This is a genomic window from Shewanella sp. SR1, assembly GCF_020447145.1.
Taxonomy (GTDB): Bacteria; Pseudomonadota; Gammaproteobacteria; order Enterobacterales; family Shewanellaceae; genus Shewanella; species Shewanella baltica.
Map to the genome: position 1 here is coordinate 58,026 of NZ_JAJAEF010000012.1, position 18,689 is coordinate 76,714.

The window sequence follows — 18,689 nt, forward strand, 5'->3', positions numbered from 1 at the left end:
GCAGTAACTTGACTATCCTTTAATATCTTAATTTATAAAGGGGAATGTTTGCTGAACATTATTTAATGGGATGATTCATCGCGTTTCATCTAGAGGTAAGGTAAGGTCGTTAGACTGGTTTTTGTTTCTCTATTGAAACGATTAGTCGGTGATAGAGAACGTTATGCAGTACAAACATGCAGCAAAAGTCATTTAGTTTTTATTTACTTGAATATTTTTTGCGAACAGAAGGAGAGCACGTTATGTCTGAGAACAAATGTCCTATGCATCATTCTGCTGGTGGCACCACGAATCGAGATTGGTGGCCTAAACAGCTGCGGCTCGATATTCTGCACCAGCACTCTTCCTTGTCGAATCCTATGGGTGATGACTTCAATTATGCTGAAGCCTTTAAATCCCTCGATTTGGCCGCGGTAAAGCAAGACCTCCTCGCATTAATGACTGATTCACAGGACTGGTGGCCAGCGGACTTTGGCCACTATGGACCACTATTTATTCGTATGGCTTGGCACAGCGCTGGCACCTATCGCACTGGTGATGGGCGCGGCGGAGCGGGCAGTGGTAATCAACGTTTCGCGCCGTTAAATAGCTGGCCTGACAACGTCAGCCTCGATAAAGCCCGCAGGCTTATCTGGCCGATAAAGCAAAAATATGGCAATAAAATCTCCTGGGCCGATTTGATAATCCTCACGGGCAATGTCGCGCTGGAATCTATGGGATTCAAAACCTTAGGTTTTGCCGGTGGGCGGGTGGATATTTGGGAACCCGAAGCCGATATCTACTGGGGAGCCGAAGATAAGTGGTTAGACGATAAGCGTTATTCTGGTGAACGGGATCTTGAAGATCCCCTCGCTGCAGTGCAAATGGGGCTGATTTACGTCAACCCAGAAGGACCCAATGGCGATCCCGATCCCTTCGCTGCCGCCGTTGATATTCGCGAAACCTTTGCCCGCATGGCGATGAATGATGAAGAAACTGTGGCGCTGATTGCCGGTGGCCATACTTTCGGTAAAACCCATGGGGCTGGTGATGCTGCATTAGTCGGGCCTGAGCCTGAAGCCGCCAGTATTGAGCAGCAAGGGCTAGGCTGGAAGAGTAGCTACAAAAGCGGTAAAGGTGGCGATGCTATTTCCAGCGGTCTTGAAGTGACTTGGACCTCAACTCCCACCCAGTGGAGTAATAATTTCTTTGAAAATCTATTCGGTTATGAATGGGAACTGACTAAGAGTCCAGCGGGCGCGCATCAGTGGATACCTAAAAATGGCGCAGGTAAAGGGGTGATTCCCGATGCGCACGACGCCTCAAAACGCCATGTGCCGGCCATGTTAACCACTGACCTTGCACTGATCTTCGACCCTGATTACGAGAAAATATCGCGTCGACTCTTTGAAAATCCCGATGAGTTTGCCGAGATTTTTGCAAAGGCTTGGTACAAGCTGACGCACAGGGATATGGGGCCATGCACACGCTATTTGGGTCCTGAAGTGCCAGCAGAAGCATTTCTTTGGCAAGATCCCATCCCAGCGGTTGATCATCCCTTGGTTGATGAGCAGGATGTCACAGATCTTAAACTTAAGATTATTGGCTCTGGATTAACAATTTCAGAAGTAGTATCAACCGCTTGGGCCTCAGCTTCGATCTATCGCGGTTCTGATATGCGCGGTGGTGCGAACGGGGCGCGAATTCGCCTCGCGCCGCAAAAAGATTGGCCAGTAAACCAGCCTGAGCAACTCGCTAAGGTGCTGAAAGTACTTGAGAGCATTCAGTCTGAGTTCAACAAAAGCGGTAAAAAAATCTCCCTTGCTGATTTGATTGTGCTGGCAGGCTGTGTCGGTATTGACCAAGCGGCCAGAAATGCGGGGGTTGAAGTGACGATTCCATTTACGCCGGGTCGTATGGATGCCACGCAAGCGCAAACGGATGTGGAATCTTTTGCGGTGCTGGAACCGGTCGCTGACGGCTTTAGAAATTATCATCCCACTCAATTTTCGGTATCTGCGGAGGAGTTATTGGTCGATAGGGCACAATTACTGACCTTAACTGCACCGGAAATGACGGTACTCATCGGTGGGTTGCGGGTGTTAGATACTAACGCTGATCAATCTAAAACGGGTGTATTGACCGCGCGTCCTGAGTTTTTGACCAACGACTTTTTCGTTAACTTACTGGATATGGGCACGACGTGGAAACCCACCTCAAAAGCGGAAGATAGGTTTGAGGGCGTGGATCGCGTTAGCGGAGAGCCAAAATGGACGGCGTCGCGGGTTGATTTGATCTTTGGCTCTAACTCGCAGCTACGTGCGCTTGCAGAAGTGTACGCGAGCAGTGATGCGCAGCTGCGATTTATCGATGACTTTATCGCAGCTTGGACTAAGGTGATGAACTTAGACAGGTTTGATCTGCGCTGAGCCTAGCTTTAACTGATATTGTTAGTCTTATTTTTGATCCAATTTAAGCCTTGTAGTGTTGAAGGTTGGCTTAGCGCTTAAGTGGATTGTCAGTCAAATGATCGCCTAACCCTCTGTGGTTACGCGGTCATTTTTATTAATCTGTAATGGTGTTTATCAATTTAGGGTAGGAATATGAACATTCAGCAAATGTCGGGTTTAGCTATTTTACAGGCAATGGCAAAAGGCGAACTGCCCGCACCTTCGATCACCCAGACTATGCCTATGTCCTTGGTTCAAGCCGAAGAAGGTTCAGTGCTGTTTCATGCGACAGCTGATGATAAGCATTTGAATCCGCTGGGCGGCGTTCATGGTGGTTTCGCTGCCACTGTACTGGATTCGGTTACAGGTTGTGCCGTGCACACTTTGCTTGAAGCGGGTGTGGGTTACGGCACTATCGATTTGAATATTAAAATGATTCGACCTGTGCCTAAGCATCAAGTGTTAGTGGCCGAGGGCAGAGTGATTAATCTGTCTAAGTCCTTAGGGATTTCGGAAGGCACGCTAAAAACGCAGGATGGAAAATTACTGGCTACCGCCACGGCGACTTGCATGATTTTAAGGCCGTAAACCGATTCAATGCGCTCATGCAATCTTATCTGTGCTGCACTTTGCCTTGGCTTTTCCATCGCGTGCTGCGACGATACGTCCTCTTCGAGTTTAAGCCATGGATTGATGAGTTAACTCATGCCGAATCTGAGCGCTAGCATCTGTAATCAAACATCGCGCTAGCATCTGCAATCAAATCGACAATTGCCTTGTTAGCTGTAAGGATTTATATAGATGTTAACTCAGTAAATAACGGAATTTTTTCATCATATTTTCATAAATAGGCTTCAAGATTGAAAATAGCTAGCATGCGATATTCCATTCGATAGAAAGTATGTTAGATTCTGGCGAATTGTTGCTGATCGCTGTATTGTTACCTCTGTCATCAACAGTTCTCCACAGGGCCATCACTGCAATTTGGTTAGATTTGCAGGGAAGTGTCAGGAAGTTACACCAATTCAGAGTCTGCTTATGCAACCCAATTTATTTCCCGAACAAAGAAACGTTTACCAACAATCGATGGTGACAGTACCTTCGATTGAAGCCCAATCCTCCTCTCGTCGCGGCCGTTTGCAGCGCATGGTTGGCAGCGTATTGTTAACCTGTAGCGTATTGCTGAGTCTTTCGGCGTGTGCAGCGGGTAAGCAGGCGTCACCACAAGAAGGTGAAGAGTTCAGTTACGCTTGGCTTAAGGGCTACGCCCGTACTATGGCTGCACAACCTTATGAAAGCCATAAAGGCGAATTGCCTAAAAGCCTTCAGGGCATGAGCTGGGATGATTACCAACAATTCCACTTCAAGAAGAAAGCCGCACTGTGGCGCGATCAGGACTCGGAGTTTCGTGCCGAGCTGTTCCACCTAGGGCTGTATTTCGACACGCCAATTCACATCTATGAGTTGAATGAAGGCAAGGCTAAGTTAATCGACTATTCGCCTTCTATGTTCGATTACGGCAAGTCAAAGGTGAAAGGCAGTCAGTTGCCTAAGGATCTTGGCTTTGCGGGTTTCCGTATGCAGTTCAATACCGATTGGGAACGTGACGTTGTCGCCTTCCTTGGCGCCAGCTATTTCCGCGCTGTGGGTCATGAGATGCAATACGGCCTGTCGGCTCGTGGTTTAGCGGTGGATACTGCGCTGCCAAAACCTGAAGAGTTTCCAATGTTCACCGACTTCTGGTTAGAAAAACCTAAACCAGGATCGAATATCACGACTGTGTATGCCTTGTTAGACTCACCGAGTGTGACAGGTGCTTACCGTTTCGATATCGAGCCGGGTGAGCGTTTAAAAATGAAAGTGGATGTGGCTGTTTATCCACGTAAAGCGATTGAACGTTTAGGCGTAGCGCCATTGACCAGTATGTTTATGGTGGGTGAGAACGATCGCCGCACCGGTTATGACTGGCGTCCAGAAATCCATGATACCGATGGCTTAGCCATGCACACGGGTAATGGTGAATGGATTTGGCGTCCACTAGGTAACCCAGAAAACCTACGATTCAACGCCTATAGCGATGAAAATCCAAAAGGTTTTGGCTTACTGCAACGTGACCGTAACTTCGATCACTATCAGGATGACGGCGTGTTTTACGATAAACGCCCAAGCCTGTGGATTGAACCAACAAGCAGTTGGGGCAAAGGTTCGGTGCAGTTAGTTGAAATTCCAACACTGGATGAAACCTTCGATAACATAGTGGCTTTCTGGAATCCAGCCGAGCCGATTGTTCCAGGTCAAGAGCTGCTGTATAGCTACAACATGTATTGGGGCGGCATTCCACCGGTTCAATCACCCCGTGCTCGCGTTGTCGATACCTTCACCGGGATTGGCGGCGTAGTTGGCCAGAAGCGCAAATACTACAGTAAGCGTTTTGTGGTGGATTTCGCGGGCGGCACTTTACCTATGATAGGCAAAGACACCCAAGTTAAAGCTGTGATCACTGCATCTGAAGGTAAAGTCGAAATTGAATCTGCCCGTCCTCTAGCGTCCATTAATGGTTACCGCGCTATGTTTGACGTAGTGCCACCCGGAGACGGTACTGAGCCGATTAACCTGAGAGTCTATTTGGAAGTCGATGGCCAGCCATTGTCTGAAACTTGGATGTATCAGTGGAATCCGCCTGCTAAGGATGATCGTGAATTGCACAATGCGGGTCATCTGCAATAAGCGATTAGTGAGTCATTAATCTAAAACGCCAGCTAACTTAGCTGGCGTTTTTGTTTTGGCTGGAACCACTTTTTTACTCAGTATGGTGTTTATACGGCTTGATAGGCTAAGACTAGATTATCTAAAAAATGCCCCAGCAACTGATTCATTCGAGTCGTTGATTGTCTCAAGATGAACTCTGGGCTTTGAATATATGGCATTTTCGGTGTGCTAGAAAAAGCATGTTCTTGGGCAATTAATGGCGTTAATTGGCTACTGATAAATTCAAGATGGCATTGAAATCCAAAAACTAAATGTGTGTAACGTACAATTTGCCGTGGGCAAGCTTCACTTGTGGCGAGCACTTCGCAATCGGGTGTGAGGCCTGGCATATCGTTATGCCAGTGGCCGACCACTTCAGTTGTCGAAAATGTCTTAAGACTAATATCACCTTTTCCTGCCGCAGTCAGTTCAATGGGGAAGTAACCAATCTCGGCATGTGGACTCTTTTGATAACGGGCACCTAATGCTTCGCCGATTAACTGTGCCCCAAGACAAACCCCCACAACGGCTTTATTTGTCTGGATAGCTTGCCTGATAAGTCTTTGTTCTGCTTGGCTATCAAAATATGGACAATCGCTTTGGCATGTCGCGGGAGACTGTGGGCCACCGAGGATAATTAACAGATCAAAACCATCACTATTTTCGGGTAGAGCTTCACCTAGATAGACTCTGCTAAAGCTCATTTTGTAGTTTTTACTTGCGGCCCAATCGCTAAAATAGCCTGGACCTTCATAGCTTTCATGGATAATGCAATGAATCTGCATTGAGTTTTCCTGTGTCTTTTATGGGATAACGCTATGCTACAATCCTTTTATTTGGCTGAATAACGTTATATGGACAAGTAATAATGCTAAGTCGCCAACTCGATTCGATTAACGCCATTATTGAGCAAGCGCCTAATATGCCTTCTTTTGTAAAAACGATTGAGATGCAGAAGGGTTATGTGGATGTTTTACACCAGCACTGTTGGCATCAGCTTATTTTTCCACTTCAAGGCCTGTTACAGACAGAGGCAGATGGCGCACTGTTTTTAGTTCCCCATACCACAGCGCTTTTTGTGCCAGCAGGGGGGATACATGAGTCTGTTGCGATTACTGATACCTGCTTTATTGGCGTCTATCTGAATCCTATGTATGGTCGAGATTATGGTGCCATGATTAAACCTGTCGCTATGAGTGCTTTTCTAAGGGAGTTAGTGTTAACACTCAGAAAACAATGTGCTTTTAATACCCCAATAAATGTTGATCCAATGGTTCAGGCGCCAATACTGCGTTTGCTTGAGGTGCTATACGATCAAATTAATAGTGCGGGAGGACAGACTTTTAAGTTACTGATACCCCAAGATAGACGCCTAAAATTGATTTTTGAGCATTTAACCCAAACGCCAGCTTTAGATTTCTCTTTAGTGAAATGGGGAGAGAGGGTTGGGGCATCGGAACGAACATTGTCGAGGCTATTTGTGAGGGAGTTTGGTTCCTCATTCGTATTATGGCGTCAACATTTGCGACTGATCTATTCGCTGTCGTTATTGGCCACTGACCTATCAATACAGAATGTGGCCCACCAAATTGGTTATCAAAATGATTCATCCTATATCAAAGCTTTCAAGGAGCGTTTTGGGATGACGCCACAGCGATTTCGGTTAGGCGATCATGGGATATAACCTTGTTACGATTTATGGCGTTTAACACTGCTTTTAGTTGAATCATTTAACATTTAATCAATGCTTTGCACCTTTTAGCAGCACAGAGATTCAATTGGCCGAATAAAATCAAGCCAGTGTTAATTGCAAGCATGCTACTGAGTTATTGAGGACTAATTCACTTTTTGACAATCTAAATAATTTTTCACTGTAAAAGAGGCCAAACTTGGGCGTAATCTGTGGGCGTTCTCGCCATGGGTCAGTATTTTATGTTTGAAATGTTCACAACGTTAGGCTTTGCTTGGTCTGTGGGTTTAGTGCTTGCGATACTGTTTGTATTGGCATACGAATTCATTAATGGCTTCCACGACACGGCCAATGCGGTGGCTACGGTTATTTATACCAAGGCTATGCCAGCCAATCTTGCCGTCGTTACCTCTGCGCTCTTTAACTTTGCAGGTGTGCTATTAGGTGGCTTAGGTGTGGCCTATGCGATAGTGCATTTGTTGCCCGTAGATTCCTTGCTCGGCATGGATTCGACCCAAGGTTTATTGATGGTCTTTTCTTTGCTGTTTTCGGCAATTATCTGGAACTTAGGCACTTGGTATTTTGGTATACCGGCATCGAGTTCCCATACCTTGATTGGCTCGATAATGGGCGTGGGCGGCGCGTTCGCTTGGATGAATCATCAGCCTATCTTGCAGGGCATTAATGTCTCTAAGGCCTCGCAGATCATGTTGTCCTTAATCATTTCGCCGACTTTAGGTTTTGTGATGGCGGGGATTTTTCTACTCATCATGAAATACGTCTGGCAGAAACATAAAATTCACCGCACTCCAGATGAGCAGATGCAGATTAATGGCAAAAAACACCCGCCATTTTGGGCAAGGGCGAGTTTAATTGTCTCTGCTATGGGGGTGAGTTTTGCCCATGGTTCGAACGATGGCCAGAAGGGCATAGGCCTAGTGATGCTAGTGCTGATTTGTATGGCTCCGGCGTATTTTGCCTTGGACATGGGCAGTCAACCCTATGATTTGGAACGAACTCAAGATGCCAATCGGCGCATTATGGCGATTTACGATCGTAACCAAGCCGTGATCGCGGATGTGATCGACTTTAGCGCTTCAGCAAACGTCCCCGAATATATGCTGGCGCATTGCTCATCTGAAAATGTATTACCTGCGATGTCGCTACTTGACCGCCGCTTGGCAAAAGTCTCGACTTACAAAGACATGGATGTACAAGAGCGGCGCGAGGTGCGTCGGTTACTCCTGTGTATTGATGATACTGCCCGCCAAGTAGCGAAGTTAGATCTCCCCGCGAAAGATCTAACCTCATTGGCTAAATGGCGCAAGGATCTCACCCGCACCACTGAATATGCGCCTCTTTGGGTGATTATTGCCATTGCGACTGCGTTGGGCTGCGGCACGCTAGTGGGCTGGCGACGGATTGTGTATACCGTTGGGGAAAAAATTGGTTCATCGAGTATGACCTACAGCCAAGGCATTGCCGCACAGGTCACCGCTGCCGTATCGATTGGGATTGCCAGTATGACGGGCATGCCAGTGTCGACGACTCATATTTTATCTTCCGCCGTTGCGGGCACTATGGTGGCTAATCGTTCGGGGCTTCAGATCCAAACAATTAAGCAAATCATGCTCGCTTGGCTGCTGACGCTTCCTATTACTATGTTGCTCTCTGCGTGCGTGTTTATCCTTGCCAGTGCACTTTGGGGTTAGCCAAGAATACTCAAGCGGAATGCTCACATAGCCAAGCCTTGAGCACTTGGCTTTTAGGTTCAGTGCCGTTTCCCGCGATAATGACATAAGCCATCTTGTTAGAGTTGAGTCTTCAACACTAACAAGGACATAAGATGGCTGAGCAATCTCGAATACTTTTCAAAGCACTACACCAACAATCAGAGCCGCTGATATTAACCAATATTTGGGATGCCGCCAGTGCGGCCATCATCCAAGCATCGGGCGCCCGTGCGATTGCGACCAGTAGCGCGGCATTGGCTTGGTCGCTCGGTTATCCCGATGGCCAAGCGCTACCTAAAGCGGCTTTATTGGACGCAGTGAACCATATCCTACGGTTGAGCCGAGTGCCCGTGACGATAGATATTGAATCTGGTTATAGCCAAGATCCCGATGAGGTTGCTGCTTTTGTTGCGCAGCTCGCTGAGCTTGGCGTAGCAGGGATTAATATTGAGGATGGTAGTGCAGGTGTTGCTGAGATGGTGGCAAAAATTAAAGCTATTCGCGCCCATCCTCGTTGCCAAGGATTATTTATTAATGCGCGAACCGATGTGTATTTACTGGGCTTAGCCAGTGGTGATGCCGCGGTCGCTATGACTATCGATAGGTTAACTCAATATCAGGCTGCGGGCGCGGATGGCGGCTTTATCCCTGGCGCTAATCAGGTCGAGACCGCCAAGCACTTGTCTGCCGCTGTGGATATGCCACTGAATTTTATGCTATTGAATGAGCAGATGGATATCGGCGAGTTATTTGCAGCGGGTGTGCAGCGTTTTTCCACCGGTCCATCTTCATTTTTACAAGCCTATGGCACTTTGCTTAATCCAATTTTGTTAAATTCAATTAAGGCAAAGCCGTTTCAGCAACAGCCAAAAGATGCGGTTATTGCCGCTGATAATGGCTTCATATATAAAGTCATTGCCCTTGATTTTGAACGAATGAATAACTTATTTATCCCGAGTTAAAGCTGTTTTTCATCTATACCCAAGCTACCTGAAGATACGAGTTTCAGAGCGCCCTGGGTGCTTCAATTCAAGGCGCATTAATGACAGAATGTCGGCCACCTTTTGAATTGATGCAACACGAAAGTGGAGTGCCCTGGGCGCTCCGTCCCGGCGGGTTTTAACGCACTTTATGCTGCGTTGGTTATTTTTAACTTAGCCCGCTAGGCCTGCAAATAACCGCCTTGCCTAAAGTGCGTTAAATTCCCGCTGAATCCTGCATCTTCAGGTTGTTTGGGTATATACCCACGGCGAGCTTTCCGTGGGTTTCTTCTTGCGTCCGTTTTACCTCGCGCCCGTTTTACCAAGCAAGTCCCATCTGCGTACTTGTCTCCTCAGGTATCTTCTCAAGTAGGCTTAGCTCGGCGAGTTGAATGTGCGCTGCAATTTGGCTGCGCAATGTTTGATAGAGACGGATGGCGAGTTCAGGCGCGGTTTCGTTATCGGGAGTATGAATAAACAGATAGGGCTCTCGACCTTCTGCGAGCCATAGCGGGAGTTGGGTGAGCCAATTATCAAAAAAGGCATCGTTATCCTTAGGCAAAGCGCTAACACCTTGCTGCGCGAGTTGTGCTACGGCATCGTCTGGTTGGCCGATAAAGCGCACCACAGGATGATTGGCGGTGGCAATCGCATGCACTGGCACCCGCGGCTTTTTCTTATGGGCGTCGATAATGGCGGCGTTGCTGGGCGGCAGGGCAAACAAGGGCCTGCTATCCATGATTATGCGATTCACTTTTTTATCGATAAGTAATCGATTGAGTGCGCGCTCGGCGTCTCCCTTCGCAAAAAACGCTGCATGCCTGACTTCAACGCCATAGGTTAATCCTTGGGGGACTTGATTGAGAAATTGTGCTAACACAGGTAAGTTTTCTGGGCCGAAATGGGCGGGAAGTTGAATTTTCCAGATCCCCGTTTTATCGATTAATGGCGCCATTACTTGGAAGAAATCCTTCAACTCTTGGCCGCAGTGTTGCAATAGTCTTTGGTGAGTAATGGTTTGCGGCAGCTTGAAGGTAAAGCGAAAATCATCGGGCGTGGCACTGTGCCAGTTCATCACGGTTTGCTGTGCAGGCGTCGCGTAGAAGCTGGTATTACCTTCGACAGTGTTGAATATCGTGGCGTAACGGGCGAGTCGCTCCGCTTGTTTAATCCCATGGCCATAAACACTCTCTTGCCAATTCGAGTGTGACCACATGGCTAGGCCAAGGCGAAAATGGCTGGGTTTATCTAGCCCAGAACGCAACTCATCCAAAAATAAATTCCTTAAAAATTATTCACATTTGCCAATGTAACCCTAGTCTTATGTAGGCTAGAGTTTGGGGGCATTGTGCCGATACTAATAGCCTAGAGTCAAATCGAGCCGCTGATGGCTTGAGGTATTGTATTTGATTTTGTTGTGCATTTAATCCCGTAAAAGCTGGACTTAACTTGGCCAACTCTGGAATGACATTGAAAATTAACCTACTCTAATAGTGCGTTATTACTCTTTTTATGCTTATGATCGAGCTTAAGACTTAGCCAAAGACAGACGTTTATTGGAGAACTGCGTGAATAATGATGGCTACACTTCCCTAAGTAATTTTATCGACCTTCTCTTGGATGCTATTTGCGTCGTCGATAAAACTGGGCGGTTTGAATTTGTCAGTGCCGGGGCAGAACGCATTTTTGGCTATACCCCAGAAGAAATGATTGGGATGCAGATGCTCGATCTTGTTATTCCAGAGGATAGAGAGCGCACACTTGCAACCGCTAATGAGATTATGGCGGGCCGTTATAAGGTCGATTTCGAAAACCGTTATGTGCGTAAAGACGGCGTCATTGTCGATATTTTGTGGTCCGCACGCTGGTCCGATGCTTACCAACAACGCGTCGCGGTCGCCAGAGATATCTCTAAGAGTAAAAACGCCGAACGCAGACAAGCTGCACTGTATGAGATTTCTGAAGCTGTGCATGTCGCTGAGGACTTGCTAGCCCTATATCGCCGCATCCATGAAATCATTGCAAAATTGCTGCCCGCGGCAAACTTTGCTATCGCATTGTACGATCAAGATTTAAATGAACTCAGTTTCCCTTACAAAGCCGCTGCGGGTGATAATTCACTGGTCGATATTGCAAGTTTCAGCTTGTTTACCGAACAAGTGATCCACAGTGCAGAGTCTTTACTCCTGTGTCCCGTGACCTTATCTGAGTATCCCCAAGCCATTCGTGAAGAGCTGGGTAATGGCAATTTAAGTTGGTTGGGTGTGCCGCTAAAGCTGCAAAAAGGTGTTATCGGTGCCTTGATGATGCATAGCTTGCCCACTTCGGCTTCTTATACGCACCAAGACCGTGAGTTATTGGAGTTTGTTTCTACGCAAATTGCCTTTGCGATTGAACGCCGACAAATGCTTGCGCGATTAGAGCATATTGCGCTGTATGATCAGCTAACCCTGTTGCCCAATCGTGAGCTTTTTTACGACAGGTTTCAAAAGGCGCTATCCCGCGCCCATAGGGAATCAAGTTATTTCTCTTTACTTTATTTAGACTTAGATAAGTTTAAGTGGGTAAACGATACCTTTGGCCATAGTGTGGGCGATTTATTGCTGCAAGTGACAGCGCAACGTATTGTCAGCTGTGTAAGGGGCTCAGATACCGTAGCGCGTTTTGGGGGCGACGAGTTTGTCATCTTACTCGAGCGCGTTGATTCGGCACAAAATACCCTGTTGGCAGCGCAAAAAATATTACAAGTGCTCAATCAACCCTTTGAGCTTACCGATCAGCAAATCCATATTCTGCCAAGTATCGGTATTGCCTTGTATCCAGAGCACGGCACGGACGAAAAACAGTTACTTTCCTGTGCAGATGCAGCCATGTATAAGGCCAAGAAGAATGGGGGCAATCGCATTGAAATGGGCTATCAAGGGCTGAGAAACCTGCATGCAGATCCTTTGACAGCGGCTCCTGAGTTAAAGAGCGCTGAGTTAAAAGACACTGAGTTAGAAGACCGTGAATTAAAAGACACTGAGTTAAATAACCTTGATAACAAGGTGACTAAGATAGTGTGAGTTTGATTGAGACGTTCAAGCGCAAGAGTTTGAATTACTGGAATGTGTAAAGAAATGCCCGCGAATGTCAGTGACATTCGCGGGCATTATTGTATGTAGCGGTTTTACCGTATCAGGGTATAGAGTCGTGATGACTCTACAGTTTGAAGCGATTTACTTCCTGCTGTAATGACGCGGCTAAGTGGGCGAGTTCCTGCGCTTGCACCATAGAGGTTTGCGCCTCAATCGACAGATTCTCCGACACTTCACGAATCGACTCGGTATTGCGGTTGATTTCGCTGGTGACTGAAGTTTGCTCTTCAGCTGCCGTGGCAATTTGGCTCGCCATATCCGAAATATCATTAATGGCTTTACTGATCAGCAACAGACTTTCGCTGGCGGAATTAGCGTCGGCCACACTGGTTTCTGCCATTTCATGACTCTGAGTCATAGATTTAACGGCTTTGCCGGCGGTTTGTTGGAGGGTTTCGATCATCGCTTGAATTTCTTGGGTCGATGAATGAGTGCGTTGTGACAGTACTCGAACTTCATCGGCAACCACAGCAAAACCGCGGCCCTGTTCACCCGCACGCGCGGCTTCAATGGCTGCGTTGAGTGCGAGTAAGTTGGTTTGTTCGGCGATGCCACTGATTGTTAACAGAATACTGTTGATCTTCTGTGAGTGCTCATTCAGTTCACCGATAATTCGGCCGGCAGTTTCAACTTCACTGGCTAAATTACGGATAGATTGCTGACTCTGGGCGACTTGTTTGTGGCCATGATTCGAAAGCCCGACTGCATTTTGCGCCGTTTGTGCTGTGTGCTCGGCGTTGCTGGCAATCTCTTCGGTGGCACTGGCCATTTCGGTGACAGCCGTGGCGACCATAGTCACTTCATCTTGTTGTACTTCAATGCGTTGGCTGTTGTCCGTAGCCGAAGCGCTGCTGCCTTGGGCTTGATGCTCCAATTGACCGGCAATCTTGTGCATACGGGAAATCATGCCATGGAGACGTTCCACAAAGCGGTTAAAGCCCGAAGCCAACATACCAATTTCATCGTGACTGTTGGCAGTATGAATGCGCACTGTTAGGTCGCCATCACCTTCGGCGATATCATTGAGTGCTTGGGCAACGCGTTCGAGATCTTTGAATTGGATTTTGAAAATCGCGATTAAAATCAAGCCAAATAGCACTAATAGGGCGACACCTACGGCCGACATCCACCAGGCAAGATCGGTTGCCTGTGACATGATTTCTTGTTTATCCATCACAAAAATCAGCGCCCAGTCCGTTGAGGGAATTGCCGCCACATAAACTAACTTAGTGGCGCCATCGAGGGTGCGTTCTTCCATGGTATTGGCATTGGTGCGCTGTGATAACCAGCTATTACTAAAATCACTATCAATTTTCGTGAGTTGTTGGGTATTGAGCTGGCTATTGGGATGACTGATGATGAGTCCTGCATTATCGACCATCAAGGTATAACCTTCGCCCGGTACTTCGAGGCGCTGCACCGCATCGGTCAATTGATCTATGGTTAAGTTCGCTGCTGCCACGCCTATCAGCTGGCCCGAACTCATTACAGGTTCGGCAATCGTCACGACTTGTTTTTTCAGTGTGGCGCTGACGTAGGGCGCCGTCATGATCATTTTACCGGCAGCTTTAGCGTCCATATACCAAGGGCGAACGCGGGGATCATAATTCGCGGTATTTAGAGACGGATCTTGACGATACATGTTGCCTTGCTCGTCGCCATAATAGGTGAGGGCAAAGTCAACCGCAGTATGCGCTTGCAATAAATGAGGGGTAACGTTTGTACTTGGATCGGCTTCAATGGCTTGTTTTAGGCTGGTAATGGCCATTTTTCTGTCTTGCATCCACTGACCAATACCGGATGAAAAGGTATTCGCCAGTTGGTCAATTTCATGTTGAGTGTTTTCTAACGCATTATTTCTAATGAAATAACTAGAGATACTTACGAGTACAGCAATAGTGATCAGTACCGCGGAAAGACTGCTGAACAGCAGCCGTGTTTTGAGTGTCGATCGCATAATCTATTCCTTTATATTCCGTTAGCTCTCTAACGTTGTTTTAGTATAGCGGCAGCAAGGGGAAAAACATTAAACCATTAGTGAATTATAGTAATAAATTTAGACGTGACGCCCATAATTTAGAATTTTTATAATCGCATGATTTTTATGTTAATAACGATTGAGTGAGCCATTCTTTATTAATGGCTACTTGATAAAACTTTGAAGATTGAATCGAGGTGGATGAATAATATTCTATAAATGAAAAATTTCATTTTTTATCGTCTGTAGACCGTTAAAATAAATTCGTTTTGGCTCACGATATAATTAAATATGTTACCGTTTCACGAGTTCGATTAATTGATTATTCAGAATGAAAGCTTGTTTATTTGAAGGCTAAGTTTTTGTGGAGAGTCTTGTTGTTCTGCTTCGTGCTTAGGCTTCATTTATTACGGCACATAAAAAAGGAGCTCCTAGAAGCTCCTTGTTAATTCTAAAATGGCCTTAATCTCATTGAGTCATTTTATTTTTGATCAGCACGCAGCGCTGTTCCATTTGACGGGTTTCTAATAGATTGCGGCGGGTGAGATTCGATAATCCAGTTTGGCTATCAAGCACTTTATCCAATGCCGCTATGCTAGTGTAGTTACAATCAGTAGGAATCAAGTTGTGAGCGTAGTTACGCATAAACACAGGGCCTTTTTTATCCATATCCCTCAAGCTCGCCAAACGTTCTTCCGCCGTAGCCGCGCTCAATAGTTTCTGCTCCGCAGGATAAAGATTTTCCATAATGATCCGTTGCTTAGAGAAAGGCAGGCTGTCTTGATGAACCTTACTTAACCAGCGACGTTTGGCCGCCGCTTCTGGGCGGATCACTTGCGCCGCAAGCGCAGCTTTTTCGCCTGAGTCCGAATTATCCTTAGCCGCTTCTTTGGTTAAACGTTGCTGCGCGTTAGGGAAATCATAGCGATTGAGCTGGGTGATGATCGCCCAGCGTAAATCTTGATCTAAGGTTAACCCCTTAATTTTTGTTTCACCGTCAACGAGTTGCGCTAAATGGCGCAGTGAATCCCTGTCGCTGGCTAAACTGACATACGCATCGAACCAAATACGTTGGAAGTCATTATCGCCTTTGCTTTCCATCGCTTTTCTAAGGCTCATCTGGCTTAAGCCTTTGATTGCATTCTCAGCGTAGTTTTGCTGAATAGGTGCGATTTGTGCGAGATACTGCTTCGAGCGCAACATGCTATCGATGATCTGACCAACAATGGTGTAGTCCGTCTCAGCAGGCGCGTTAACAAACACTGTGCTTAGGTATTGATCTAAGCTCAATTTACCTTCACGAACGCTGTCCCACAGACTTTGCCACAGCATAGAGCGCAGCAGTGGATCTGACACATTACTCAACTGCTGTTTTGCGGTGTTAAAGGATTTGTCATCGAGCTCGACTTTCACAAAGCCCCAATCATCAAAGTTTGGGTAGACTAAGTCTGGGCAGCGCTCACCAATCAGTTGTTTGACTTCGGTACGCTCACCCTTGTAAGTCACAGGCACAGTGACGTCATGACGCAAATCGAAGCGGCCTTGGGTAAAGAGGGCCACTTGGACTTTTTGTTCGCGTAATGTTGGCAGCTCAGCGCTTGCTGGGAGCTGTATCAAGCTAAAGTCGCTGATACGGTTACCTTCACAGCGATATTCCGCCTTGATGGTGTTAACGCCCGCGCTGTAGAGCCATTCTTGAGTCCATGCGCTTAAATCACGACCAGCGGCTTTGCCTAGGCTATTGATAAAATCATCTAACTCGGCATTTTGATAACTATATTGTTTTAAATAATTGCTGACTCCACGGCGAAACACCATGTCGCCCAGCAAGTGGCGCAGTTGTTTCAGTGTCGATGCGCCTTTTTGATAAGTGATCGCATCGATATTGTCGAAGGCGTTTTGGGTTGTTGCCACTGGCACTTCAATTGGATGCGTAGTGACTAAGCTGTCCTGCTCATAAGCTCTTTGTTTGCCTTTGGCGTAAAAAGTGCGCCAAGCATTGGTGAATTCGGTCGCCTCCTGAGTCGCAAGCGTGCCCATAAAGGAGGCAAAGCTTTCATTGAGCCACAGGCCATTCCACCATTTCATGGTCACGAGATCGCCAAACCATTGATGCGCCATTTCATGCATGATCACGCCGGCTAGGCTTTGTTTTTGATCTGCCGTCATGGCTGCTTTATAGAGGAAATGATCCTCGGCAAAGGTCACAGCACCGGCGTTTTCCATGGCGCCATAGAGGAAATCAGGCACCAGAATTTGATCATATTTCTTAAAGGGATATGGAATGCCAAAGTAGTTATCGAAGAAGGTTAACCCTTGTTTGGTATAGTTAAACCAATCCTGCGGTGTGACTTGATTCGCCACAGATTCACGGGCGAACAGGCGCATCGGATAGCGGCCCGAGTTGTCCTGCCACATGTGGTAAGGGCCCGCGTGCATAGAAAAATTATACGGACTGAGTTTTGGCGTATCAGGGAAGATCCAACGATTGTAAGCGCCCGCTGGAGTGATTTGGCTTTCACGCATAGTGCTAATCACTTGCCAATCTTTGGGCGCTGTGACCGTAATCTGATAGTTGGCTTTGATATCCGGTTGGTCGAATACGGCAAACATTTGCTGCGCGGCGGCGGGTTCAAAATGCGAATAGAGATAGACCTTGCCATCGACCGGATCTTTAAAACGGTGCAAACCTTCGCCGTTGGTGCTGTGAGGGCGGGTAAACTGCACTTCAACCGTGTTTTCACCCGAGGTCAGCAGACGCGTATTTAAGCTAATGTAAGCGCCATTATAGTTTGGATATACGGCGGTACCGTTGATGATAAAGCGTTTTATCTGTGCCTTGTTTAAATCTAAGCTCAGTTGTTTTGGTATTTCACTTAATTGAAAGGTCACTTTAGAGGTGGCGGAAAACTCGGCTTCCCCTGTGAGCTGAAAATCCAGTTCATAGCGAACATCAGAAATGATCTGCGAGCGCAGCGCGGCCTGATACTGGCTAATGTAAGCACTGGCGTCACGTGGGCCCGTATTAAGAGTGCTTTGGGTGGCACACGACATCAATGCGCCGCAGGCAAGGGCAACAAAACTGGCTTTAAACAAGTTCACAACTAAATCCTTCAACAATTTGTTTTGTTTTCTGCTTGGATATTTACTTTCAATATCGGGAGTTTGGGGTTGCCTGAGTGGCAAATGATCCCCCGCGCCAACGCCGATTTGAAGCAGCATCATTGCAGTGTATTTTGGCCGAGTACACTACCTTATTTACCTTGGATAACCAATGTTAAAAATGTAAAAAAAAGCCAGCGTTTAAGCTGGCTTCTTGGAAACTCTGTTTGGCGACAGTAAGCGCCAATAGACAATTACATGCCTAAGAAAGACTTAGACTTCATCTTACGGATTTCTTTTTCATCAGACCATTCGATCAGGCCTGTTTCTAAATCCATTAAACGCATTGTCATCTTGTAGTACACGTCTTTAGTGCTACCGTCTTGCTTAACTATGCTAGATAAATTGCCGTATAACATGTATTGCGCGCCGATTTGACGACCAAACTTGATGGCGGTTGATGGATCAACCATGCCAGTGTTGTTTTGGTAATCCAATTGCTTACGGACTGAATCTACTTTAGTCATGTCGATAAAACGGAACTTGCCTGAGCGCAATAGTTTGTTGCTGATAGAGTCAGTAACAGACTCAGTATCAATGTGCTCTGAGGTTTTGTTCTTGATGCTGTCGACAAATAAAATCGGACGGCTATTGGCTGTCATGGCCACGATAGGAGGGAAAGTCATCATGCTATCCACCATCTTGGCTGCAATAGCTTGTAGATCCGTTGAGCCAAAATTCTCATTGACGGTTTCAACTTCGGTGGCATCGCCATATTCGACTTTAGATTGACATGCAGCCAGACCCATAACGGCAGCCAGCACAAAAATCAGTTTAAATTGTTTCATAGTCAGTTCCATTTTGTGATTGTATAAACTTAATGACACACGTC

At 46.7% G+C, this 18,689-nt stretch carries 12 protein-coding genes; 7 read left to right on the top strand and 5 right to left on the bottom strand.

Annotated elements, in window-relative coordinates; genetic code table 11:
* Positions 1-242 precede the first annotated feature (242 nt).
* The 3 genes from katG (at position 243) to KV201_RS12930 (ending at position 5,156) form a co-directional block, all read left to right on the top strand.
* A complete protein-coding gene (gene katG / locus KV201_RS12920) occupies positions 243-2,408 on the top strand; it encodes a catalase/peroxidase HPI (RefSeq protein ID WP_226059556.1) in 2,166 nt (721 codons plus the stop codon).
* A 174-nt stretch (positions 2,409-2,582) separates the two neighbouring features.
* On the top strand, positions 2,583-3,017 hold the full coding sequence (locus KV201_RS12925; protein WP_012090074.1) for a PaaI family thioesterase: 435 nt from the start codon (positions 2,583-2,585) through the stop codon (positions 3,015-3,017).
* 450 nt (positions 3,018-3,467) lie between these two features.
* A complete protein-coding gene (locus tag KV201_RS12930) occupies positions 3,468-5,156 on the top strand; it encodes a glucan biosynthesis protein (protein ID WP_006083981.1) in 1,689 nt (562 codons plus the stop codon).
* Positions 5,157-5,245: 89 nt separating this feature from the next.
* Here the strand turns inward: KV201_RS12930 and KV201_RS12935 are convergent, their stop codons facing one another.
* The gene (locus KV201_RS12935) at positions 5,246-5,962 is read right to left on the bottom strand and encodes a type 1 glutamine amidotransferase (protein ID WP_226059557.1); all 717 of its coding nucleotides are present in this window, start codon (positions 5,960-5,962) and stop codon (positions 5,246-5,248) included.
* A gap of 83 nt (positions 5,963-6,045) precedes the next feature.
* Here KV201_RS12935 and KV201_RS12940 point away from each other — a divergent pair, with 83 nt between their 5' ends.
* The 3 genes from KV201_RS12940 to KV201_RS12950 all read left to right on the top strand — a co-directional run bounded on the left by KV201_RS12940 (position 6,046) and on the right by KV201_RS12950 (position 9,562).
* Complete coding sequence (locus KV201_RS12940; protein WP_226059558.1) at positions 6,046-6,861, top strand: helix-turn-helix domain-containing protein; 816 nt, start codon at positions 6,046-6,048, stop codon at positions 6,859-6,861.
* 248 nt (positions 6,862-7,109) lie between these two features.
* Complete coding sequence (locus tag KV201_RS12945; RefSeq protein WP_226059600.1) at positions 7,110-8,579, top strand: inorganic phosphate transporter; 1,470 nt, start codon at positions 7,110-7,112, stop codon at positions 8,577-8,579.
* A 134-nt stretch (positions 8,580-8,713) separates the two neighbouring features.
* Positions 8,714-9,562: an isocitrate lyase/phosphoenolpyruvate mutase family protein gene (locus tag KV201_RS12950; RefSeq protein WP_226059559.1), complete on the top strand. Its 849-nt coding sequence runs from the start codon at positions 8,714-8,716 to the stop codon at positions 9,560-9,562.
* A gap of 337 nt (positions 9,563-9,899) precedes the next feature.
* Here the strand turns inward: KV201_RS12950 and KV201_RS12955 are convergent, their stop codons facing one another.
* Positions 9,900-10,853, bottom strand: a complete 954-nt coding sequence (locus KV201_RS12955) for a DUF72 domain-containing protein (RefSeq protein WP_226059560.1) — start codon at positions 10,851-10,853, stop codon at positions 9,900-9,902.
* A 295-nt stretch (positions 10,854-11,148) separates the two neighbouring features.
* Here KV201_RS12955 and KV201_RS12960 point away from each other — a divergent pair, with 295 nt between their 5' ends.
* A complete protein-coding gene (locus tag KV201_RS12960) occupies positions 11,149-12,645 on the top strand; it encodes a diguanylate cyclase (RefSeq protein WP_226059561.1) in 1,497 nt (498 codons plus the stop codon).
* Between the two features lie 136 nt (positions 12,646-12,781).
* Here KV201_RS12960 and KV201_RS12965 read toward each other — a convergent pair whose 3' ends face one another.
* The 3 genes from KV201_RS12965 to lpoB form a co-directional block, all read right to left on the bottom strand.
* Positions 12,782-14,674, bottom strand: coding sequence for a methyl-accepting chemotaxis protein (locus KV201_RS12965; protein ID WP_226059562.1), 1,893 nt, complete (start codon positions 14,672-14,674; stop codon positions 12,782-12,784).
* 489 nt (positions 14,675-15,163) lie between these two features.
* Entirely contained in the window at positions 15,164-17,797 is a 2,634-nt protein-coding gene (pepN, locus tag KV201_RS12970) for an aminopeptidase N (protein ID WP_226059563.1), read from the bottom strand.
* Between the two features lie 254 nt (positions 17,798-18,051).
* Entirely contained in the window at positions 18,052-18,645 is a 594-nt protein-coding gene (gene lpoB / locus KV201_RS12975) for a penicillin-binding protein activator LpoB (protein WP_006080406.1), read from the bottom strand.
* Positions 18,646-18,689: the final 44 nt, after the last annotated feature.

Coding starts and splice junctions, on each gene's coding strand:
- katG (WP_226059556.1), top strand. CDS start 243: ATGTCTGAGAACAAATGTCCTATGCATCATTCTGCTGGTGGCACCACG.
- KV201_RS12925 (WP_012090074.1), top strand. CDS start 2,583: ATGAACATTCAGCAAATGTCGGGTTTAGCTATTTTACAGGCAATGGCA.
- KV201_RS12930 (WP_006083981.1), top strand. CDS start 3,468: ATGCAACCCAATTTATTTCCCGAACAAAGAAACGTTTACCAACAATCG.
- KV201_RS12935 (WP_226059557.1), bottom strand. CDS start 5,962: ATGCAGATTCATTGCATTATCCATGAAAGCTATGAAGGTCCAGGCTAT.
- KV201_RS12940 (WP_226059558.1), top strand. CDS start 6,046: ATGCTAAGTCGCCAACTCGATTCGATTAACGCCATTATTGAGCAAGCG.
- KV201_RS12945 (WP_226059600.1), top strand. CDS start 7,110: ATGTTTGAAATGTTCACAACGTTAGGCTTTGCTTGGTCTGTGGGTTTA.
- KV201_RS12950 (WP_226059559.1), top strand. CDS start 8,714: ATGGCTGAGCAATCTCGAATACTTTTCAAAGCACTACACCAACAATCA.
- KV201_RS12965 (WP_226059562.1), bottom strand. CDS start 14,674: ATGCGATCGACACTCAAAACACGGCTGCTGTTCAGCAGTCTTTCCGCG.
- lpoB (WP_006080406.1), bottom strand. CDS start 18,645: ATGAAACAATTTAAACTGATTTTTGTGCTGGCTGCCGTTATGGGTCTG.